Raw genomic sequence first — 19,328 nt, forward strand, 5'->3', positions numbered from 1 at the left:
ATTTGGAACATTCGAGTGTCTATTAATTGCTTGTAACAAACGAGATTCAGAATAAATGCGACAGTTATTATTAAAATAAAGTTGATTTTCCTGTATCGTTCGATTACAATATAATTAATAAATGTATATACACCGTTATTTATAGGTTGCAACAACAAGCTGTTCCCTTGGTTTTGTTTAAACCAAGAGATTTACTGGTTACAATTAATAATTATTTGAATTTATAAGTTATGAAAAACATCCCCTCACTTCGAGGAGATGCTTTTTTTTATTCATCCAATCATTTCTCCTATGGCTAGCGGTTCTCTAAGAATCCCTCTCTTCCCAAACAAGAGTTCTCAGAGAATGGAGTTTAGCATGCGTATGCTTTAAGTGGTTTCCTAAAAATGTACTTTAAAAGTACATTTTTAGGAAATCCGATAAAAACAAAAAAAGGACCTCAAAAAGAAATCCTTTTATCAAGAGTTATCAAACGAAAGTTAATCGTTTCCAGTGTCTATTCGAAGTTTTACCATCAAGGAAATATGGCAGGAATCTAATACATTGACGCGCTAGAGGAGAAATAGCACGTGATCAAACCCTCTCTTTTTCAGAATAGGTTTTATTAAATGCTTCTTTCTCTCTTAAAGAAGAGAATCTCTCCACTTATTTTCTGTTCTTTGAATAAATTTAATATTATTTCTCCGTTTAATGAAAAATGAGGCGAAGGACAGAACAGTCACAGTACCTCTAAAGGAGTTATTGTGAATGCGTTGTATCCACGCCATTTAAATAGGAAAACTGTCGCCAACTAAAAATAAAAGTGACAGGGCCAGAGGAAAAACGAGCTTTCCATAGAGCTTTTTTTTGAAAGCAACACAATCCGATTGTGTTACATTCTTTTCATCTACTACTTGGGGATTATTATAGATACCAACCAAATTTTTTTTGTTCGCAAATCTCAAGTGAGATTAGATCTCTTAAACTAGCTTGATTGTAAATCCAGCATAAGAAAAACAGCAGCATACCTATTATTGTATGCCGCTGCTTTATCTGAACCCAACACATTCAGATTGTGTTATATTATCTATCGCCTTTTTTATCTTGTAATTAGTAGTCTTACTTTTTAGGTTTGACTGCGTAGTTCGCATGAGTTTTTCTTGCAAGTTCATCCATTGGATTTTCCTTTAGTGGTGCTTTAGGTATCGGCCTTCCCTCAAGTTGTGCCAGCTGGGCTTCTTTCAGGCGACTATCTAAATCCTTTTCTTTGGTAGTTTTTCCTGAAAAAGCAAAAACTAAAGCTATTACAAATCCTATTAATGTCCACCCTAGAAATATATTTAGTATTGCTACTATTACAATATTTTTCTTTGTAATCAAGGCAATTATTGTAGGAATCATATAAATCCCCAACCCGAGTAGAACCAAAAAAACACCTAAACTTTCTATCATTCCATAACACTCCTTATACTTGTAAACTATTACTTCATATTTTTATCATTACGACTAATGACCTTCGTATCCTGATCAGTCACAGTGAAGAGAACACAAAGACGATGAGTAAATATATTCGTTCAGTGCCATTATACAGTGAATTAACAAATGATTAAATATTAGATGTCATTTAGGAATATTTATTTTAGTGAAAATAGATTGGTAAATTCACTTGGAGTAACAATCAAAATCCGTTTATCTCCGAGTCGGATAAGGACTATTCCGTATTCAAAGGTCTCATTTCCTGTTGGGAGATCAATAACTGCACGCCCTTCATTTACATTCTTTCTAGATTTTTCTATGGAAAAAGGCTCACAAAATTCCTTTACATCCTCCCAATTATCCTTTTTATAGAGTATGTAGTGAAGATCTATATTCAATCGACATGCTCCACTCGGATTGGTTCATAGCTTTGATTCATCATCAGTTAAATGCATATACCCTTTGCCCCCCCCTTCAGTACTGCTTTAATAATATTGTTAGTACAGAAATAAACCTGAAAAAATCTACCATTCTCTTAGATTTTAAATAGAGAAGGGAGTAACTCTCGAACGAATTCAACGCTGTAATATTCCAATAACTCAATCACAGTGTCTACTATCTGAAGCTTTAAGTGTGGCTTCACATTTTCCTTCTCTAAAAGAGCATTCACTTGCTTCAAATATTCTTCTTTCGTCAAAATTATCACTCCCTTAGTTACATATGTTTTCCAACAAAGACTTTTACAACTTTCTCAAATTCCTTATCATTGAGCGTATCGAAATATCCGCCTTTGTAATAGTTCAATCCCATTGTTAAAGCTTGAATTGCTGTGAAACCTACAGATTCTAGCTGATTCTCCATCAGTTTCACAGCAGCTTGTTGTGCTTTATTCATGTGATCACTTCCCAATATTTATTCTATTTGATCATAGTGCTGACTACTCTGATTCATCTTCAATAGGTAATCGAGCAGTGCCAAAAGATTCTTCAAGGATCTCTTCATCTGAAATATCTTCACCAGCTTGCTTCCGTTTAATTTTATCTTCTATTTCTTTCATTTTATCTGGATTATCTGATAACATTTTTTTCATTGCTTCTTTTCCTTGTGCTTTCAAATCTTGGTTATAGTCATACCATGCACCAGACTTTTTAATCACATCTGTCTCCACACCTAGATCGATTACCTCGGATGTTCTTGAAATTCCTTGACCATACATCAACTCAACTTGTGCCAATTTGAATGGTGGTGCAACTTTATTTTTAACAACTTTGATTTTGGTCACATTACCAATGACGCTCGAATCTTTGGGATTCTTGATTTGTTCAGCTCTCCGGACATCCAAGCGAATTGTAGAGTAAAACTTCAATGCACGGCCACCAGGTGTTGTCTCCGGACTACCAAACATTACGCCAACTTTTTCTCGAATTTGGTTAATGAAGATAATAACCGTTTTTGTCTTATTGACTGATCCTGATAATTTTCGTAATGCTTGTGACATTAGCCGCGCTTGTAGCCCAACATGAGCTTGGCCCATTTCTCCATCGATCTCAGCACGAGGAACCAGTGCTGCTACAGAATCGACAACAATCAAACCAACGGCGCCACTAGAAACAAGGGCGTCTGCAATTTCTAACCCTTGTTCACCAGTGTCAGGTTGTGATAGCAGTAATTCATCAATGTTTACACCGAGATTCTTTGCGTACTCAGGATCTAAGGCATGCTCAGCATCGATGAACGCAACTGTTTCTCCAAGTTTCTGTGCTTCAGCCGCAGCATGTAATGCAACTGTTGTTTTACCCGAACTTTCAGGGCCATAGATTTCTATTATTCTCCCTTTTGGGTAGCCACTCACACCTAATGCATCATCTAAGAGGATAGATCCAGTTGGGATAACTTCCACATTCATATCAGTCTTTTCCCCGAGCTTCATCACTGATCCTTTGCCATAATTCTTTTCAATCGTTTTAAGAGCATCTGCTAAAGCAGCTTTTCTCTTCTTATCATCTGTTAGTTGTTCTGGTGCACCATACTTTGCTTTCTTTTCAGCCATAAATAGATAGTCTCTCCTTCGTAAATCGTAGCATTCGCAAAAAAGAACGTACGTTCATAAATAGTATACCTTAGTTTTAACTTTTTTAAAGCTCAAACAAGTAGTGTTCTAATTTCTTGCTAGGTAGGAATATATATTATTTGAGAAAAAAACAGTTACCTGAACTGACCATTAATTAGTTATCCATAAGTAACAATCAGTCCAACGTTTCTTTTCTTTGCTTCACTAAAATAGGCATTAATAGTCTGGGAGCCGTGAAGGAAATAAGGGAAATTATTTGGTAAAGAATCTTTTTGTTACCAATACTGGTGGATTTTACAAACTTCTTTTGCTCACTAGGGAGTGTTTTATCCTCCTTTGAACCATCATCCAAATTTTCTAAAACATCATAAGTGTCCTTTTGTTCTAGAATAATGTCTCTTTTATCTTCTAAAGGATTTGGAATCACTTCATAATGAGGGATTTTTCCAACTAGCAAATTATATTTTTCTCCATACTTATCTTCAACGGAAATTTTTTCTACATTATAAAGTTGACTAACTAGTAAAGAAACCGTCACTCCAACAAGTATGAAGTTTATAAGAGCAAGTACGACGTTATAAGAAAATTCATAAACCTCAATAAATCGTCCAGCTACAAATAAAACAGTAAAATCCAAAACAAATACGCAGGTAAGACAAGTCACTATGTCAATCTCACTTAGTATGTTTATGAGATCCAAATGTTTCTCTCCGAAGTTGAAGTGAAAAAAGTAAAGTATTAATAAATTCATGATTACAATTATTTCTAATAGAAAGACCAATAAAAGAAGCGAACCTTTTTGAGATTTGCAAAATTCATTTAGTTTCAAAATTATCTTGTTTCCTTTAGTTTTATCGAACTTTCTAGGAAGATTATTGAATCTTTTTTTTGTGTGTTTCCCCAATGTATCACCACTTTCAATTTATCTGAAGATATAAACAACCATGGATTGATTGTTCTGAAAAATAGTTTTTTAGTTCAGAATACTATTTTAAAAAATCTGTTGCTTTTTTGTATATAGTTAAATAAGAGTAGTGGTAACGAGCAGATGATTGGAAATCATCCGTAAAATACAAACTAAGTGATCTCTCCTAGTCATTTGGTACTAACTATATACACTCGTATTCACCTTGTGTAAAAGTACTCTTTTATTATCATGAGTCTTTATCGATGTAATTTTCAATCTCATTGTATATGGCTTTTAAGCGAGCTTTCTTTAAGAAAAACAAGTACAAATAAAGAACTACCACAAAACTGGCCAATGTTGAATTATAATTTGACACACGTTCAAGTAAAGAGGGCGTGTTCTTTACATCACTACCAAGTACCTTTTCGTAATAGTTCGTTATACCGTTCAGATATTCGTTTTTTTCTTTGTCAGTAGATTTTTGGTAGCCTTCAGTATCCCTTATAACTGAATGTTGAATATTCAATTGATCTGCACGTGTAGATAGATCAATATTTTGTAAGGTCATATCAAAACCCGCTAATACAAAAATCAAAGTCAACATACTAATTAAGCTAATATTTGAAGATGTAACCTCTCTAAATCTATATTCTAAACCTTCTCTTGAAATTCCACTAAGTTCTTTTGTTATCACCGATGAAATAGGAACACACCAATTTATATTCAATAAAAACACCCCATATTTTTTGCTTGTATTACACCAATTTTATACTATGGAAAATTACACAGCAAACATTCGTTGACAAAAAAACAATCTCGATTTAAACTAAAAAGCGAACAGGCGTTCGTTTTTTAGTTTAATGGAGGTGAGAAAGATGGATTGGAACGATAATCCAAAGTTCATTTACGAGCGTGAACCTTCACGAGATATATTATGCATCGATTGCAAAAGTTTCTACAGTTCCGTAGAATGTGTGGAGCGCGGACTAAATCCTTTATCTACAAAGTTGGTGGTCATGAGCTATCCATCAGACGATCCGGCCGAGAGGGGGAGTGGGCTAATACTTGCTTCTTCACCAGCGGCCAAAAAAGCATTTGAAATTAGTAACGTTTCTCGTGCTCGTGATTTACCGTTCCCGTATCCGGCGGATTTAGTGATTGCCGCTCCACGAATGCGCCTTTATATGCAGAAAAATATGGAGATTAACAACATATACAGAAAGTATGCTGACGAAAAAAATCATGCAGTATTTAGTGTAGACGAAAGCTTTTTAGATGTTACAGATTCACTCAAACTTTACGGCTGCGAAACAGCGGACCAGTTGGCCCGATTAATTCAAATTGATGTTTGGCAACAAACAGGTATCTATACGACCGTTGGGATCGGCGACAATCCCTGGTTAGCAAAAGCAGCATTAGATTTGTATTCTAAGCACAATAGAAATATGCGTGCTGAGATTCGCTATGAAGACGTGCCGAACAAACTTTGGAACGTGCAGGATCTAACTCAGCTTTGCGGTATAGCAAAACGGACCAATAAACGACTAAACAGAATGGGAATAAGGACAGGCTATGATCTAGCACATGCTGATTATTGGCGCCTAAAAACCCAGCTAGGCGTTGTCGGTACCGAACTTTACGCGAAAGCATGGGGAATCGATCGGAGTTTCTTAGGTCAAAAATATGCGTCTAAATCAAAGTCGATAGGGAATTCCCAAGTATTAAACAAGGATTACACCAGACGGGACGAAATAGAAACAGTGATCAAAGAAATGGCCGATCAAGTTGCTACAAGGCTTCGTAGATCGGGTGCTAAGACTGAATGTGTCAGTCTTTGGATCGGTTTCTCCATGGGATACATAGACTATCAAAATCCAGAAAAGCACGGGTTTCATCAGCAAATGCGGCTCCCTCTGACCAATTCAAGCAAAGAAATAGCTGAAACGCTGCTGCTTATTTTTGATCGTCATTATAGACGACAGGATATAAGGAATATTGGTGTTAATTGCTCTAAACTTACTTTCACGAATGCTTTGCAACTGAATCTATTCGAAGATCCACAAGAACAAATAGACAATCGGAAAATAGACTATGTTGTTGATACTATTCGGAAGAAATACGGCTTCAAATCAATCGTACACGGTACAAGTCTAATGCCTGGCTCAAGAGCTATCTCTCGTAGTTCATTAGTCGGAGGGCATGCCGGGGGCATGAGTGGAATCGAGAGTGAGCCGCATGGTAAAGCGAACTAAAAAAGAATTTCAAGACTATAACGATTTCCACGATCGCCCATTCGGGCTAAAGTGGGGAACTGCATACGCAATGGACGATCTCATGAAAGGCGTAAGAGCTAATGAAGAATATGCCTTGAAAAGCAATGCAGCAAAGCCCCTAATGAGTAGGGAAGAGATAGATATTTGTTTATCCGAGTCTTTTTTAAAGCATAAAGAGATTGCTCTTCAGCTAAATATTGTTGACGAGTTTGGCCGCTTAATTGACGAACAATTTGGATACTTTAGCGGTGAAGCATATCAGGATTATTTCGTCTTTGAAAACCAGAAAATTGATTGGCAGGACGTTCGAAATGTAGAAATTATCGATAAATCTAAATGGTTTGAAATTGATATGTTTGAACAACCAAAGAAGACATTATCTAATACTGAAAAGAAAACAGATCCCGAAATCCAACTAGAAAAAGACAGAGAGTTTTACCAACCGTTTTATGAAGAAGGTGAGCACTATGAATCTGAATAAGATAAGCTTATATGCGCTGCGTGAACTCAATGTAATCCAGCTGTACGAGTTTAAATATATTGATCAGGACACGTTCTTTAATTTAGTCACCGGCTGCGGCGAGCAAACAGAATATGAAGTGGGTAGAGATAGACTAATCTTCTATTTAAAACTCGTAGCGGATAGTGAAAAAGACGAAAAGCAAGGAAAATTTGATTATTTCATTCATCAATACTCTTAAGCTGACTGATACTGCGGTTTCTGAGAGCGTCTTTCGTGTAATTACCCACACAACAAGTTAAAATGACCTTAAAATCGCTTTGTAGGACACCAAATTGAAGGAGGTTCGCGAAATGTGCGGTAGATACTTTTTTGATCTTGATTCAGAAGAACTGAGCGCACTTTATAAGAAGATCCAAGAACAAGCTAGGCGAGAAGAAAAGCTCGCTGAAAAAATAGCTTCAGGTGAAGTCTATCCAACAAATCATGTAATAACAATCGGTGGGAATAAGGATAATAAACCTGTCGCTGCTGTCACACGCTGGGGCTTTACAGGGTTCAGAAAAGGCCAATTAATGATCAACGCTCGATCTGAAAGTGTTGAACAGAAAAGGACCTTTGCTAAGCCATTTCAAGATAATAGGTGCGTTTTCCCCATGAGTGGTTTCTACGAATGGGACCAGGACAAAAACAAATATTTCTTTACTAAAGGAAAAGTAATGTACGTGGCCGGATTCTATCGTATCCATCATTCATCTGAAGGGATCGAAACGGAATCAATCATAATGACTACAGATCCAAACAGTTCCGTATCGAAAATTCATGATCGCATGCCGTTGATCATAGAAAAGAAAGATATTGGCAACTGGATTGCAGATATAGATTTTGCTAGAGAATACATCAAAGCTGAAATGTCAGCTCTTGATAGTGAACTAGTCTCATAGGACCAAAGAAAAGCAGCATACATAAAATTGTATGCTGCTTCTTTCTGTTTAATGATACTCAATTGATCTCCAGGATCTTCACGATCGATCGGAATTCTGAGTATCGAATAGACTGATACTCAGAAAAGGACCTGGGCGCCGGCTGCAGCTGGAAAAGATGAGTATCATTTGATCTAAGTAAAAATCTATCTATTTTAACCTGATAGTCTTCGCTAACGGATCTGTTACTATCGTTTGCTTTGATCTTTGAACTCTTGGACAATTTGATTAATGTTTAGATACTCAATTTTTTTGGATTTCTGTTTTAGTCTCTCGATTATTAACTCAGTATCTTCCAATCTCTTAACTACTCTTAACTGCTTTTTCAAAGAAACAAGTTCCATACACCTATTTCTGATAGCTTCTACTACAAACATTTGCTCTTCTTTAGAGTTGGCTGTATGCAGTAACACCTTAGTTGGCATGAGATTCCATCCGCGATTATTGCGAACCGAATACACTTCGAAATTTTGGCCTGTTTCATAGGTGGTGAAACTGTTTTTTGACTCGTTCTCGTGAACAATTCCAATTGTTTCGCCTGTTTCTTGGTCTTTCCACTGAATAATTAATTCGATGTTATAAGCCATAATTCACCTTCTAAAAGTAATTTGATAGCTCCAAACAGAAGCTATTCCGTCCGCTAGCAGACCTATTTCATTCCAACTTCTGCTTCTTTTTTAGACACGCTTTACATAAGTGATCATACTTTTCGTCTTCTTTATCATTACTCAAGAAATTATTAAATACTAATTTGGTTTGCTCGTATTTACCGCATAAACTAAAGGAATCTACGAAAAAATGAAATTTGGCATTATTTGGAATATAAAATGCATGGTCGGTTTTTGAAGAAACAGGTAATTGCCAACAAGCTTCATAATCAATATCCATTCTGATTTTCCTTTCCTACGCTATCGCCCCATTTACAGGAGCTATGCTGTTTTCTTCCAATATTTTAGTAATAAGCGTATAATCTCGTCCATAAAGAAGGGGGAGTATACCAAATGAAAAATATGAATAACGTTTTCCTTTACTCTGCGCTACTAAATTTTATTTTTTCACTACTTCTATTTTTTAGGACTGGGTATCTCCCTAAAATCGCTAGTTTACTTTTCTTTATCAACTTTGTACTGCAACTGAATCTAGCCTATAGGAAAGGGAACGGTAAACTTTAGAAGGAGTGATTCTATTGAAAAAAACAGTCTTAAGATACTTCGGTATCTTTTTTTATTTTACATAATAGTTTCTTGCTAGCTCCAAACCAAACTACCTTATTGCGTCCACTTACAGAACATTTCTAAAGTAACTCTCAGTATACAAAATTTTGTCCATTTTAATGCTTAGTTTTCGCTCAAGACGCGCCTTTTGAAAAGTTAAGTTATCTAACTCGATTTCCTCAAGTTTCCTTCTTTTTGCGTCATAATAGGCTTGCTTTACAACCGGAGCATCTTCTCCTTCAAACTTCAATTCGACTCCTGGTAGGTAAATGTAAAATTCTTCATAAAGTGTGTTTTGCATGGCTTCTCCTTTCCGCTAGTGGACATAATCTAAATTAAACCAAGTTATCGCGTTTGCGATATTATTATCTTTAATAACTAAATATCCAAAGATAAACTAGAATACTTTCCCTCTCCTGGTTTGAATAATCATGTAGAGTGCCCAAACTAGAATTACCACTGGAATAACGTTTTTAAGGAAAATATAGGCTAGAATGATTAACGGTACACCAATAACTACTAATCCAAAGTTTCTTAAAACCAACGAAACAACCAAAACGACAATAAACAGACAAATTGCGGCAAAAATATTTCCGGCAATACCTGTAGAGTAAAACAACTGTTGAGAAAGACCTCCTAGTAATGATCCAAAACCTGTCATACTGATACCAAGTAGTAGTCTAATCATATCCAACATATTAATTCTCCTTTCTGTAAACACACGTTACAATCCTCTATAATTCCATTTGTTTCTTTAGCTCTAATGCATAATTTGTTAGTGCTGCTGCGAACTTGAAGCGCATCTCTTGAATATTACTATCTTTTCTTCGTAGTGCTCCAACGGCTGAATCTGACATACCAGCTGCTTTAGCAATATCTGTGTTCTTAACAGGTGCTTTGAAAAGTAGCCATTCGATTTCTGATTGATCAGCTAAGAGTGATTTATTTTCTTCTGCCATAATATGATTTCCCTCGTTTCTTTTTATTCATTACTGATTATACGACACTTTTAAAACATCTAATAGCTTTTCAATAACAAGCATTGTAACTTCACTTCGAGAAATCTAACAATTCACCCATACTGTCATTGATACTCTTTGATAAATCTAATAATCTATATATTCATTTGATCAACAATTAGGTAGACGTATCGCCCTTCATGTTGTTCTAATAGTTGTAGTAAGTCATGGCCACCTAGTTTGAACGTTACTGTGTTAATGGCATCGATTGTGAATTCCGAGTATCCAAACCAGCTGTCTGAGAATTCTAGCAATCCCAACGAAGCAAAAATAGTTTTTTTCTTCATCTCGTCGAGTGAATTGTAGTTCTCACTCGCATATATCTGAATTTTTATATTATCCGCAATATACGTGTCGGCCAAATCTATTTCTTCATGATCCTCTGCAATTGAATAATCAAATCCGAGTTTCTTCAAAGCCTCTGGAATTAACATATGTAATTGCCGGCCTTCATCTTCGTCCCTAATTTCACCATCCTTACGATCTACTAAATATATTTCATCTAAATCATTAAAAGGATCGTCACTTTTTACGACCCACCCTTCAATTATTTGTTCCATAGTATCTCCTTTTCGACTTAATTCCCTTTGCTTTCTGGATAGTTCAGAGTTCTTTGCAATTTGATCAATCATCCTTTCCGGTATTTCATTCCACATTAATCATTTATTAGTTCTAGTTGTTCTTGTAGTAACACATCATCACCCCAATAGGGGGATATTTTATAAAACTTCCCAACTTCTCTATTCAACGATCTGACCATGCTTTCTATCAGTTTTGATCTCATTGATAAATTCACACTCTTTCGCTTTGGTCCAATTCCTTTCCTGATACTTCCCTGTGGCGTAACTAGTAATATCCCGACCCCCATATTCTTTATCTGAATCTCAAAGGCCTTTTTGGGTTCATCTTTAAAAAAATGGTTTTTCTCAGCCTTAATCTGATATTCCAACTTTAATTCTTCATACAAATGAACTGGCATTACGTAATAATTGTAATCACCATAAAAGGAAAGTTTAGCCCTGCTCTTGAAATCTGCTTTAGTAACTTTTATCTCATAACATCTGAGCTCACCAGTTGTTTTATAAGTAATAAAATCTACAATTTCTTTTCCCTCGTAACCAATTGCAACCTCAAAACATCCAAAAATTCCCTGCTTATCATTTTCTCTCCACAAAGCGCTTTCGCATAATTTTGTTAAATTTGTTTTTGCCATCTGGTCCTCTTTTCTACTAAATTGCTACTCCACATTCGAGTTTATAGCCAGCTCCATGAACGGTAACAATCTGAACATCCAATTGATTGAATTTTCGTATTTTGATTCTGAGTTTTCTAATTAGTGCAGAAAGATGAACGACATTTGATGTAGTTGGCTCGTGCTGCCATAAACATGCATATAAGTGTTTTCTTAAAACACACTCTCCACGAGAAGAAAATAGCCTATCGAATACCTCTCTTTCCATGGTTGAAAGATATTGTCTAAATTCTTGAAAGTCATAATTCTCTTCCACAAAATCTGAACCTTTTATCGTACCTGGTAACAACAAAGTTTTTTTTATTTGACACAGATCTTCTCGCAAAGTATCCTTCGTTGAAATGTTGCTGATCCAGCCATCAACTACTTTTTCTTGAATTGAGTCTGTCTCTTGCTCACTAACAGAATTAGCTGTTTTTCTTAACACTTTAATGCCCAATTGTCTTAAAATTGGACCAATTTCGAACACCTCTTTATTCGGGATACTCTCACTCAAGATTGCTACATCAAATATTTTTAGTTCTCCCGCTGCTTTCTCCATGAGAACTTTATCTAAAAATACTTTGCTACAATAAACTTCATGATTCAATTCCTGAAATTTGCTTTGAAGTTTCACTTCAGCTAAAACGTTTTTTGTTAATATAATTATCTTCAATATAGTTTCTCTCCTCTTTAATCCGGCCAGAGATTACTCCCTCAAAAATGAGGGAGATTTCTTCTTAGCCACTCCAGCCAAAATCAGCATTTAATAGTTCTACTTGTTCTTCATATGGAGAATCGCTACATAATTCAGGTAAATTCGCCCTGACTAACGCTTCAGCACAATGAGGAACCACCATATTCCCAATTCTAGCGACCTGTTTTGCTTTGCTTATCTTTTTCCCATCTTTATCTTTGTCCAGCACATAGGTGTCGGGAACTCCCTGAGCCTTTGCTAATTCATTTGGTTGCAGCATCCGTAAAGTAATATCCGTAATCTTATAATCTTGACCTTCAATTCTGATCAATCCGAATCGATCTTTAGTCGGAATTGTATGCAATGGATCATCAATTTTTTGTCCAATATCCGATCCGTAGTATTTGGTTAAAAATGCTGTTTCTCTATCTCCAAAAACTGGCTTATCGTAATACTCTTCAAAGAATAATTGAATCTCAAGGTCCCTTTGCGCTTCTTTCTCCATTTCAACTTCGACAACAGAATGACCACCGCGCATTGTTACTGTATGGAGTGGATCTTGAGCATCACTGGCAACTGACCTTGTTTGTCCGCCGTAAGTTTTACTGATAAAAGCAGATACAATTGAATGATGATCAACTGAAGTAACTGTATCCGTAGGATCTCTTAAATCGACCCCAGCGCCCTTATAATTTCCACCGTAATACTTGCTAAGAAAGGACGAAATTAGCATGTGGTGCCCCCCTGTGGTAATAGTAGAGAGTGGTTGTTCGATATCTGTTCCAGGATGCCCTGTATTGTTCACTGCTAGGTGTGCTGTCATCAATGAATGGTGGTTACTCTGGCTAGTAATTGTTGATAGCGGATCACTTAGATCATCACCAATTGAAGTGTTGTAATCCTTCTTAACCCAAGCTGTTGCTAGTCCAAACTTATTTCCTCCAGCTGTGATAGTTCCGAGAGGATTATCTAAGTTTAAAACTCTTTTACCTTCCGGATCTCCGTACCCCATTTGAATCAGCGTTGGAGAAATAAGGCAGTGCTCTGCTTTTGTAGTAATTGTTGTCAATGGTCCTGTAAGTGGATACGATAAGCGATCGCCACCAAATCCAGTTTGCCCTATCCGTGTAATGTATGGAGAAACCACTCCATATCCATTTTTGCTCGTTACAGTGTGCAACGGCTCCTTAATACTTTGCCCTCTAAACTGATCTCCAGCGTGATTAACAGTAACAATAAAAGGTTCGGGATTATCAATAACGAATTTTTTTAATCCTCTAGCAATGCGCCGCAGAGTATTTGGACTCAACGGTTTTTTTCTTCCAAAAATTGAATTACCAGGAAGACTCCAATCTATACACTCAGCGGCAGAATGATAGGGTTTCAATTTCCCTGATTTAACTTCCTCACTGTTTCTAGGTCCATGTGTCGGCTCCGGCCATACTATTGGGCGTCCGTCACATCTAGCAACCATGAAAAATCTTTTTCGTGTCGTTGGTGCGCCGTAATCACAAGCTCTTAGTTCTCTAAACTCAACATGATAGCCTTGTCGTTTTAACGCTCTGATAAATGATTTAAATGTATGCCCCTTACGTTTCGGATCTGGCATAAGTCCATTTTCAGTCATAATTAATGGTCCCCAAGTTTTAAACTCTTCTACATTCTCCAGAATCATCACACGAGGTTTCACTGTAGCAGCCCAACGAACACCTACCCACGCAAGGCCTCGAATTTTTTTATTTACTGGAGTTTTACCTTTGGCTTTACTGAAGTGTTTACAGTCAGGTGATAGCCAAACAAGAGCGACTGGTCTACCGGCGGCTGCTTTCCTAGGATCAACATCAAAAACATCCTCACAGTAGTGTTTAGTGTTCGGGTGATTTGCTTCATGCATCGCAATTGCATCTTGATCATGATTGATCGCTATATCTACAGAACGACCGATCGCAAGTTCGATTCCCGTACTTGCCCCACCTCCGCCGGCAAAGTTATCTACTATGATTTCACTTACTGTTTTTCTTTTAACCATCTTAGTGATCACATTCCTTACTATCTTTGCCTTTCTTCATCCATTCATTAAAATCCATTTTTAGAATCACTTTCATGGCAAAGTTTATGAAGAAAAAAGTTGTGCAAATTGTAAGTGCTGTGCAGATCACAGCGCGAACTGGATAAAATGGCTGAAGCATACGTCCAACTAGTGAAAGAATATAAATAAGTGTCAAATAGTATACTGAAATACCAATGTTCTTAATAAATTGTTGTGATTTCATAAGTTATCCTCTTTTCTACTACAGATTTGGTAATACTTCATATGTGATTTTGTCTCCCCATGAATAGCGGCCAACAAGTAAGTCGTACTCATCTTCCATGTATAGCTCAAGCGATTCCTCTGGCCTTGGTTCGACAACTTTGACAGTAATAAGATCACGGCGGTTATACCACACCTTATAATCTTCGCCGGATTGCTGAACGATTGTGAACCCTTGGCTTTTGAGAAAAGTCTCAATTCCTCTGATGCTTCTCTTTTTCCCTAACTGATCTAATAACAATAGTTTTGTTGATTCCATTGATGTATTCCTCCATTTAGTAAGTTTAGAAAACTACACTCTTTAGAAAAACAACCCAGGATCAGGAGTACCCTCCTGATTCCTAAAGTCTTATTAGCTAAAGATTTCGTTTAAATTAGTATTCATTCCTAAGTTTCCAAGCTTTAGTCCATTGTTGGTTGTCTCTAGCACAGAAATAACTGTGATAGGATTCAAAGCTAGAAATTCTGTATCAATAATCGATTTCTGGCATTCTTTTTTGATAAACTCAAAGACTCCCTCGTTTGTTTCAATCCCTTCACTCTTAAGCACATTTTCGATAAGTAGTGTCGGATGAGAAAATACGAATCTAATCTTAAGTGTTAGTGAAAATGTAGTTATAGCTGAATTTGTCATAATAATGACCGTTTCAAATTGTGTCATTCTCAATAGTTTTTCTAATTCTTTTCTTTTCAAAAGTAATCCTCCATTCAAATATCACTAGGTAGATTGCTACTACTCAGTCTGATATACTGAAGTAGTAGCCAAGTTCCCAAACTTCCGGTTACAACACTGCTTGTTCTTCCCCAAAAAGAACAGGCTCTTTTTTTTGTCCAAAGAGCGGCTGAAAGAAGAAATTAATCTTTGAATGATCATCTACGTTTTCAACAATCATCTGATCTTCTCTTACATGAAGCTTACATCTAAAACCAGCTGCTAATAGTTCATCCATAATCCTCTTGCACTCTCTTAAACATCTATCTACCGCCTGTTTAGGTGAATCTGCTAAATAAGAGTCATTCAAATCCTCTGCATCTTCTCCAAAATCCACAACTACTAAAACTCCACTCATATGTAGTACCTCCTTTACTTGATAATTTAATTATACGCCTGTTAACCGCAAATAGCAACAGTTAACCGCAATCTTTTGCTGTTAACTGTTGCTATTGGTTTTTTAGTGTTTAGAAAAGTTCTTAGCAATTTGATAAATAACCTCGACAGTAACTGAGTTTCCAGCCTGTTTATAGAGTTGAGAATCAGACATTTTTTGTTCAAACGAACATTCATAATGATTTAATGCTTGATTAATGATCTCTTTTGCAATTTCCATACTTCCGAACTTGGCCGCGTAAAATGCGATATCCGGAAAAGTTTGTAGTCGCCAACATTCTAAAGGAGTTAGTCTTCTGATTTGTAGTTGTTCAGTCAGCACTCCTTGTTGGCTGCTGGTTAAAATGGTGTTAGCTGTTCCTTTTCCGACGCGACCTCTTCTATAGTCGGAATCCGGAAAAGCCGTGTTAACACTGTCACCAGGTTCAGCATATTTGTATCCCGAACTAGTTGCCTCCTTAATGGCTATTTTTGGGGTTTGATCTCCACCACTCATTGTTGTAAGACAAGGTGATATTCCTTCCTCATCGTAAACTCTTGTAGCTTGATCAAATTCACCAGGTAGGCGGCTATGGATCATAATTCCATGTGTATCCTGTGCAGTAAGAGTAAACATCTCATCATCGGGTTTCTTAAAACGTCGGCCATTCTGTCTTTTGTTTAACCGGCCCGGAGTCAATGTCGGAACAATTATCTTTAACGGGTCCTTTTGAGTAGTCGTTGAACACATAGTAGGTGCTATTCCTTTCGGGGAGACAACATCACCACTCTGAGATTTCCCCATTTTCCTAATGTTCCCGACTTTCTCTATTTTTGTTCTTTTATCAGCCTTTGTGTCAGATCTGCTGATAGGAAATATTTTTCGGGTACTTGATTCTCTAGAATGTCCGACAATGAATAGCCGCTCTCTGTTTTGAGGAATATAAGCCTTTGAGTTAATACATTCCCATTCAACGTCATACCCGAGTTCATCCAACGTTCGCAAGATTGTCTCAAACGTAGCCCCTGACTCGTGGTTGAGCAATCCGGTGACATTTTCAAGGAATAAAAGGCTTGGTCTGAGAATAGATGCGAAGCGTGCAATTTCAAAAAATAAAGTTCCTCTAGTATCATCGAAACCTCTTCTTTTCCCAGCAACTGAGAAAGCCTGACACGGAAATCCGCCAACGACAACATCGACACTTCCGATAGCTCGAATAGACTCATCTGTGACTGTCGTAATATCATGTAATTCCACCTCACCTGTAGTATCAAAAATTGATTTATAACTGGTCCGTGCATACTTATCTATCTCACAAAAACCTACACACCGGTGACCGGCCTTCTCCATTCCCAAACGAAATCCGCCGATACCCGAAAACAAATCAATAAATGTTAAGCTCTGATATTTTTCTGTATGTTCCATTTGAACCTTTTCTTATGTGTGCACACAATAAAGATATTTCAATTGATACATATCAGAATACAGAGCATTCTGTTGGCTCAGTGTCCTAAGAGAGTTCCATAATAGTTTATCTTTTCAGAGCAAGCAGTGATAAGGCGTCAGCGAACTGGATAACAGCAGTCTTTGAATCCTCTAAAATAATGTTTTTCTGGTAATGTATCCGTTCAGAAACGATCGCAATTGAGAACCCGTAGACGTATCTCAGCATGAATACCTGCTTACGCCTAATAGATGTTTCTGGTCTAAACGGGTGAACGATCGCTGAAAAACCGATTATGAACAGCTGATGTAATTCAACATATTCGCGATAGAATACAGATAGTTTTTTTTCTTTCAAATCAAGAAACTCATCATTGGCTAAAGTAAATCGATCTGTCATTTTAGGGAAATCAGGCACCCCTATCCTCTCTCTCGAAACCTTATATTTTCTGAGAAAGATTCCAATATTCTCAATAGTTTTGTTCCAATCAATTTCAGACACATCGGGCAATTGATATTTATCTACATCAAAAAGTTCCATAGTTCACTCCTAGCAAAACTTAGTTACATTTCTAATTCATTTTCCTCTTCCGCTTCCCTCTCTGCTCTAAACTCTTCCATTGACAGTTCACGATTAATATTAACCATTGGAATAACGCGGTCTCCACGTTGAAGTGGAATTAATTCTGGTAAAAGTTCACTCTGTAAAAATTCTTTATCTCTACAACTAAATATGAAGGTCCCTCGAGTTTCAATGAATGGCTTGTCAAACTCATCCGTAATGATGAATCTTGAATTATCTTCTCTTGACGCGATAAACGCCGCTAAATTCTCAGTTTCACCTTCTATTTCAATAGCCCTTTTATAACCGCTATTTCCTCTTTCATAAGGTGTGCCGTAACTTGGCAATTCAAATCCTATATATTTCCCACACATATCTATTGTCACTCCTAATATTTTTTTTCAACCTCTAAAGTTATTGTGATTCCCTCAATACCAAACTATGATCAAAATTCTAGTTCGTTCTCTTCTTCTGTCTCTCTTTCTGCTGCAACGTCCCCAAGAAACACCTCCCGAACAGTATTTACTTCTGGAATAGTTCGATCACCTCGTTGCATCGGTATTAGTTTAGGCAAAAGATCATTCACTAAAAATTCTTTATCTACACAATTCTGAATCATTTTTCCATTAGTTGTGAGTACAGGATTATCAAAAGTATCTGTGACCACATACTCTGAACGAAATTCTCTCGAAGCGATAAATGCTGCTAAGTTCTCAGTATTCCCTTCAAATTCAATAATCTGCCTATAGCCACTATTCTCTCGGCCGTGCAGTAGACTACCCCACATTTCATAACCTATATAGTTACTCATGATTCCGTCCTCCTAAACATTTAATAGCTGATTAATAGTTAATCTCCATATCTTGATCAAATTGAATTCCTTGTTCTTCTAACTTCTCAATTAAATCAGTCATCTGACATAGTTTTATTTCTTCCAAAGATTCAATTGATTGTTCATTCTGCCAGATAAGATCATTCCCATCACGATTATTTTGTAACGCATCACTTTGCATATCATGTAGAATTTCAGTCAATTCTGGATCATTACTATCCACTCCGTAATTTGTTTCCAGCACATCTAACATTCTGCTCACTGATTGATAGACCTCTTCACGTTGAAATTGTTGTCCATTTATCTCACCAGAAAACTCTTGGTGTATTTTCTTCTCCAATAAAATTCCCTCCAAAATAAAAATGGGTATGATCACATACCCATTTCATAGTCCTCTTCTATTTCTTCTACTTGGTCCATATCTTTAAAGAATGAAGCATGAAGCTTCCCAACATTAGTCAATTGGTGTATTGCGTATTTTTCACCATCGGATTCAAATGTCATTTCAGATTTATTTTCAATCAAACGATTATTTAGCAAGAATTCTGTTTTTTCCTGCTCGCTAATTTTGATCGCCACCTCATTGCCAAAAGTGTTTTCAGGCCTTGCTGCACTGATTTCATAGCTAAGATTTGGCCCCACCTCTCCTTGTTTATCTACTAGATGAAACTTAACAGATCCATCAAGCTCTCTTTCTCCATCAATTTGATAAAATCCTGACGAACCATCCTTATCTTTAAAGTAGTAGTAGCCGTCGGTTTTCTTCTGAGTCATTACAATCA

30 protein-coding genes are annotated in these 19,328 nt (G+C 36.7%); 4 read left to right on the forward strand and 26 right to left on the reverse strand.

The genetic code is table 11. The annotated features are described in order from the left end of the window. Positions 1-1,098 precede the first annotated feature (1,098 nt). The 7 genes from FFR60_RS19365 to FFR60_RS19395 all read right to left on the reverse strand — a co-directional run bounded on the left by FFR60_RS19365 (position 1,099) and on the right by FFR60_RS19395 (position 5,160). The gene (locus FFR60_RS19365; protein WP_137665420.1) at positions 1,099-1,431 is read right to left on the reverse strand and encodes a superinfection immunity protein; all 333 of its coding nucleotides are present in this window, start codon (positions 1,429-1,431) and stop codon (positions 1,099-1,101) included. A gap of 182 nt (positions 1,432-1,613) precedes the next feature. Beyond that, the gene (locus FFR60_RS19370; RefSeq protein WP_137665421.1) at positions 1,614-1,853 is read right to left on the reverse strand and encodes a hypothetical protein; all 240 of its coding nucleotides are present in this window, start codon (positions 1,851-1,853) and stop codon (positions 1,614-1,616) included. 137 nt (positions 1,854-1,990) lie between these two features. Next, a complete protein-coding gene (locus tag FFR60_RS19375; RefSeq protein WP_171004983.1) occupies positions 1,991-2,152 on the reverse strand; it encodes a hypothetical protein in 162 nt (53 codons plus the stop codon). Between the two features lie 17 nt (positions 2,153-2,169). After that, positions 2,170-2,349 carry a hypothetical protein gene (locus tag FFR60_RS19380; protein WP_137665422.1) on the reverse strand — a complete coding sequence of 60 codons (180 nt, stop codon included), beginning with the start codon at positions 2,347-2,349 and terminating at the stop codon, positions 2,170-2,172. A gap of 43 nt (positions 2,350-2,392) precedes the next feature. Further along, positions 2,393-3,505: a recombinase RecA gene (recA, locus tag FFR60_RS19385; RefSeq protein ID WP_137665423.1), complete on the reverse strand. Its 1,113-nt coding sequence runs from the start codon at positions 3,503-3,505 to the stop codon at positions 2,393-2,395. Between the two features lie 196 nt (positions 3,506-3,701). After that, positions 3,702-4,430, reverse strand: coding sequence for a hypothetical protein (locus FFR60_RS19390; RefSeq protein ID WP_137665424.1), 729 nt, complete (start codon positions 4,428-4,430; stop codon positions 3,702-3,704). A gap of 250 nt (positions 4,431-4,680) precedes the next feature. Further along, positions 4,681-5,160: a hypothetical protein gene (locus FFR60_RS19395; RefSeq protein WP_137665425.1), complete on the reverse strand. Its 480-nt coding sequence runs from the start codon at positions 5,158-5,160 to the stop codon at positions 4,681-4,683. A gap of 148 nt (positions 5,161-5,308) precedes the next feature. Between FFR60_RS19395 and FFR60_RS19400 the strand changes: the two genes are divergently transcribed. From FFR60_RS19400 to FFR60_RS19415, 4 genes are all read left to right on the forward strand, one after another. After that, a complete protein-coding gene (locus FFR60_RS19400) occupies positions 5,309-6,685 on the forward strand; it encodes a Y-family DNA polymerase (RefSeq protein WP_137665426.1) in 1,377 nt (458 codons plus the stop codon). Next, a complete protein-coding gene (locus FFR60_RS19405; protein WP_137665427.1) occupies positions 6,669-7,187 on the forward strand; it encodes a hypothetical protein in 519 nt (172 codons plus the stop codon). The genes FFR60_RS19400 and FFR60_RS19405 overlap by 17 nt, the downstream gene beginning before the upstream one ends. Further along, a complete protein-coding gene (locus FFR60_RS19410; protein WP_137665428.1) occupies positions 7,174-7,407 on the forward strand; it encodes a hypothetical protein in 234 nt (77 codons plus the stop codon). The genes FFR60_RS19405 and FFR60_RS19410 overlap by 14 nt, the downstream gene beginning before the upstream one ends. Before the next feature lie 112 nt (positions 7,408-7,519). Next, positions 7,520-8,110 carry an SOS response-associated peptidase gene (locus FFR60_RS19415; RefSeq protein ID WP_137665429.1) on the forward strand — a complete coding sequence of 197 codons (591 nt, stop codon included), beginning with the start codon at positions 7,520-7,522 and terminating at the stop codon, positions 8,108-8,110. A gap of 227 nt (positions 8,111-8,337) precedes the next feature. On the opposite strand, the gene FFR60_RS19420 is transcribed toward FFR60_RS19415, so the two are convergent. The 19 genes from FFR60_RS19420 to FFR60_RS19510 form a co-directional block, all read right to left on the reverse strand. After that, the gene (locus tag FFR60_RS19420) at positions 8,338-8,736 is read right to left on the reverse strand and encodes a hypothetical protein (RefSeq protein ID WP_137665430.1); all 399 of its coding nucleotides are present in this window, start codon (positions 8,734-8,736) and stop codon (positions 8,338-8,340) included. A 67-nt stretch (positions 8,737-8,803) separates the two neighbouring features. Then, positions 8,804-9,037: a hypothetical protein gene (locus tag FFR60_RS19425; RefSeq protein ID WP_137665431.1), complete on the reverse strand. Its 234-nt coding sequence runs from the start codon at positions 9,035-9,037 to the stop codon at positions 8,804-8,806. 393 nt (positions 9,038-9,430) lie between these two features. Beyond that, positions 9,431-9,664: a hypothetical protein gene (locus FFR60_RS19430; protein WP_137665432.1), complete on the reverse strand. Its 234-nt coding sequence runs from the start codon at positions 9,662-9,664 to the stop codon at positions 9,431-9,433. 96 nt (positions 9,665-9,760) lie between these two features. After that, positions 9,761-10,060 carry a hypothetical protein gene (locus FFR60_RS19435; RefSeq protein WP_137665433.1) on the reverse strand — a complete coding sequence of 100 codons (300 nt, stop codon included), beginning with the start codon at positions 10,058-10,060 and terminating at the stop codon, positions 9,761-9,763. Positions 10,061-10,097: 37 nt separating this feature from the next. Next, positions 10,098-10,322 carry a hypothetical protein gene (locus FFR60_RS19440; protein WP_137665434.1) on the reverse strand — a complete coding sequence of 75 codons (225 nt, stop codon included), beginning with the start codon at positions 10,320-10,322 and terminating at the stop codon, positions 10,098-10,100. A gap of 155 nt (positions 10,323-10,477) precedes the next feature. After that, positions 10,478-10,942 carry a hypothetical protein gene (locus tag FFR60_RS19445; protein WP_137665435.1) on the reverse strand — a complete coding sequence of 155 codons (465 nt, stop codon included), beginning with the start codon at positions 10,940-10,942 and terminating at the stop codon, positions 10,478-10,480. 95 nt (positions 10,943-11,037) lie between these two features. Beyond that, positions 11,038-11,595: a hypothetical protein gene (locus tag FFR60_RS19450; RefSeq protein ID WP_137665436.1), complete on the reverse strand. Its 558-nt coding sequence runs from the start codon at positions 11,593-11,595 to the stop codon at positions 11,038-11,040. 16 nt (positions 11,596-11,611) lie between these two features. Continuing rightward, positions 11,612-12,289: a winged helix-turn-helix domain-containing protein gene (locus FFR60_RS19455; RefSeq protein WP_137665437.1), complete on the reverse strand. Its 678-nt coding sequence runs from the start codon at positions 12,287-12,289 to the stop codon at positions 11,612-11,614. A gap of 64 nt (positions 12,290-12,353) precedes the next feature. After that, complete coding sequence (locus tag FFR60_RS23010) at positions 12,354-14,339, reverse strand: DNA cytosine methyltransferase (RefSeq protein WP_137665438.1); 1,986 nt, start codon at positions 14,337-14,339, stop codon at positions 12,354-12,356. A 1-nt stretch (position 14,340) separates the two neighbouring features. Further along, positions 14,341-14,583 carry a hypothetical protein gene (locus FFR60_RS19465; RefSeq protein ID WP_137665439.1) on the reverse strand — a complete coding sequence of 81 codons (243 nt, stop codon included), beginning with the start codon at positions 14,581-14,583 and terminating at the stop codon, positions 14,341-14,343. Between the two features lie 18 nt (positions 14,584-14,601). Further along, a complete protein-coding gene (locus FFR60_RS19470; protein WP_137665440.1) occupies positions 14,602-14,880 on the reverse strand; it encodes a hypothetical protein in 279 nt (92 codons plus the stop codon). 93 nt (positions 14,881-14,973) lie between these two features. Beyond that, positions 14,974-15,315 (reverse strand): hypothetical protein, encoded by a 342-nt coding sequence (locus FFR60_RS19475; protein ID WP_137665441.1) that lies wholly within the window; start codon positions 15,313-15,315, stop codon positions 14,974-14,976. An 88-nt stretch (positions 15,316-15,403) separates the two neighbouring features. Beyond that, complete coding sequence (locus FFR60_RS19480; RefSeq protein ID WP_137665442.1) at positions 15,404-15,691, reverse strand: hypothetical protein; 288 nt, start codon at positions 15,689-15,691, stop codon at positions 15,404-15,406. 102 nt (positions 15,692-15,793) lie between these two features. Beyond that, positions 15,794-17,134 carry a DNA cytosine methyltransferase gene (locus FFR60_RS19485; protein ID WP_137665443.1) on the reverse strand — a complete coding sequence of 447 codons (1,341 nt, stop codon included), beginning with the start codon at positions 17,132-17,134 and terminating at the stop codon, positions 15,794-15,796. A gap of 106 nt (positions 17,135-17,240) precedes the next feature. Beyond that, positions 17,241-17,693: an ArpU family phage packaging/lysis transcriptional regulator gene (locus FFR60_RS19490; protein WP_137665444.1), complete on the reverse strand. Its 453-nt coding sequence runs from the start codon at positions 17,691-17,693 to the stop codon at positions 17,241-17,243. Positions 17,694-17,716: 23 nt separating this feature from the next. Beyond that, complete coding sequence (locus FFR60_RS19495; protein WP_137665445.1) at positions 17,717-18,088, reverse strand: hypothetical protein; 372 nt, start codon at positions 18,086-18,088, stop codon at positions 17,717-17,719. Between the two features lie 71 nt (positions 18,089-18,159). Further along, on the reverse strand, positions 18,160-18,525 hold the full coding sequence (locus tag FFR60_RS19500; RefSeq protein ID WP_137665446.1) for a hypothetical protein: 366 nt from the start codon (positions 18,523-18,525) through the stop codon (positions 18,160-18,162). A gap of 31 nt (positions 18,526-18,556) precedes the next feature. Further along, positions 18,557-18,886 (reverse strand): hypothetical protein, encoded by a 330-nt coding sequence (locus FFR60_RS19505; protein ID WP_137665447.1) that lies wholly within the window; start codon positions 18,884-18,886, stop codon positions 18,557-18,559. 32 nt (positions 18,887-18,918) lie between these two features. Further along, positions 18,919-19,320, reverse strand: coding sequence for a hypothetical protein (locus FFR60_RS19510; protein ID WP_137665448.1), 402 nt, complete (start codon positions 19,318-19,320; stop codon positions 18,919-18,921). Positions 19,321-19,328 lie beyond the last annotated feature (8 nt).

Source organism: Enterococcus hulanensis (genome assembly GCF_005405485.1).
Lineage (GTDB): Bacteria > Bacillota > Bacilli > Lactobacillales > Enterococcaceae > Enterococcus_A > Enterococcus_A hulanensis.

Bases quoted from the DNA above. Each gene is read 5' to 3' on its own strand.
- FFR60_RS19480 (WP_137665442.1), bottom strand. From the start codon at position 15,691: ATGAGTGGAGTTTTAGTAGTTGTGGATTTTGGAGAAGATGCAGAGGAT.
- FFR60_RS19405 (WP_137665427.1), top strand. From the start codon at position 6,669: ATGGTAAAGCGAACTAAAAAAGAATTTCAAGACTATAACGATTTCCAC.
- FFR60_RS19465 (WP_137665439.1), bottom strand. From the start codon at position 14,583: ATGAAATCACAACAATTTATTAAGAACATTGGTATTTCAGTATACTAT.
- FFR60_RS19430 (WP_137665432.1), bottom strand. From the start codon at position 9,664: ATGCAAAACACACTTTATGAAGAATTTTACATTTACCTACCAGGAGTC.
- FFR60_RS19435 (WP_137665433.1), bottom strand. From the start codon at position 10,060: ATGTTGGATATGATTAGACTACTACTTGGTATCAGTATGACAGGTTTT.
- FFR60_RS19450 (WP_137665436.1), bottom strand. From the start codon at position 11,595: ATGGCAAAAACAAATTTAACAAAATTATGCGAAAGCGCTTTGTGGAGA.
- FFR60_RS19410 (WP_137665428.1), top strand. From the start codon at position 7,174: ATGAATCTGAATAAGATAAGCTTATATGCGCTGCGTGAACTCAATGTA.
- FFR60_RS19490 (WP_137665444.1), bottom strand. From the start codon at position 17,693: ATGGAACTTTTTGATGTAGATAAATATCAATTGCCCGATGTGTCTGAA.
- FFR60_RS19510 (WP_137665448.1), bottom strand. From the start codon at position 19,320: ATGACTCAGAAGAAAACCGACGGCTACTACTACTTTAAAGATAAGGAT.
- FFR60_RS19445 (WP_137665435.1), bottom strand. From the start codon at position 10,942: ATGGAACAAATAATTGAAGGGTGGGTCGTAAAAAGTGACGATCCTTTT.
- FFR60_RS23010 (WP_137665438.1), bottom strand. From the start codon at position 14,339: ATGGTTAAAAGAAAAACAGTAAGTGAAATCATAGTAGATAACTTTGCC.
- recA (WP_137665423.1), bottom strand. From the start codon at position 3,505: ATGGCTGAAAAGAAAGCAAAGTATGGTGCACCAGAACAACTAACAGAT.
- FFR60_RS19420 (WP_137665430.1), bottom strand. From the start codon at position 8,736: ATGGCTTATAACATCGAATTAATTATTCAGTGGAAAGACCAAGAAACA.
- FFR60_RS19440 (WP_137665434.1), bottom strand. From the start codon at position 10,322: ATGGCAGAAGAAAATAAATCACTCTTAGCTGATCAATCAGAAATCGAA.
- FFR60_RS19470 (WP_137665440.1), bottom strand. From the start codon at position 14,880: ATGGAATCAACAAAACTATTGTTATTAGATCAGTTAGGGAAAAAGAGA.
- FFR60_RS19400 (WP_137665426.1), top strand. From the start codon at position 5,309: ATGGATTGGAACGATAATCCAAAGTTCATTTACGAGCGTGAACCTTCA.
- FFR60_RS19500 (WP_137665446.1), bottom strand. From the start codon at position 18,525: ATGAGTAACTATATAGGTTATGAAATGTGGGGTAGTCTACTGCACGGC.
- FFR60_RS19425 (WP_137665431.1), bottom strand. From the start codon at position 9,037: ATGGATATTGATTATGAAGCTTGTTGGCAATTACCTGTTTCTTCAAAA.
- FFR60_RS19495 (WP_137665445.1), bottom strand. From the start codon at position 18,088: ATGTGTGGGAAATATATAGGATTTGAATTGCCAAGTTACGGCACACCT.
- FFR60_RS19365 (WP_137665420.1), bottom strand. From the start codon at position 1,431: ATGATAGAAAGTTTAGGTGTTTTTTTGGTTCTACTCGGGTTGGGGATT.
- FFR60_RS19485 (WP_137665443.1), bottom strand. From the start codon at position 17,134: ATGGAACATACAGAAAAATATCAGAGCTTAACATTTATTGATTTGTTT.
- FFR60_RS19380 (WP_137665422.1), bottom strand. From the start codon at position 2,349: ATGAATAAAGCACAACAAGCTGCTGTGAAACTGATGGAGAATCAGCTA.
- FFR60_RS19415 (WP_137665429.1), top strand. From the start codon at position 7,520: ATGTGCGGTAGATACTTTTTTGATCTTGATTCAGAAGAACTGAGCGCA.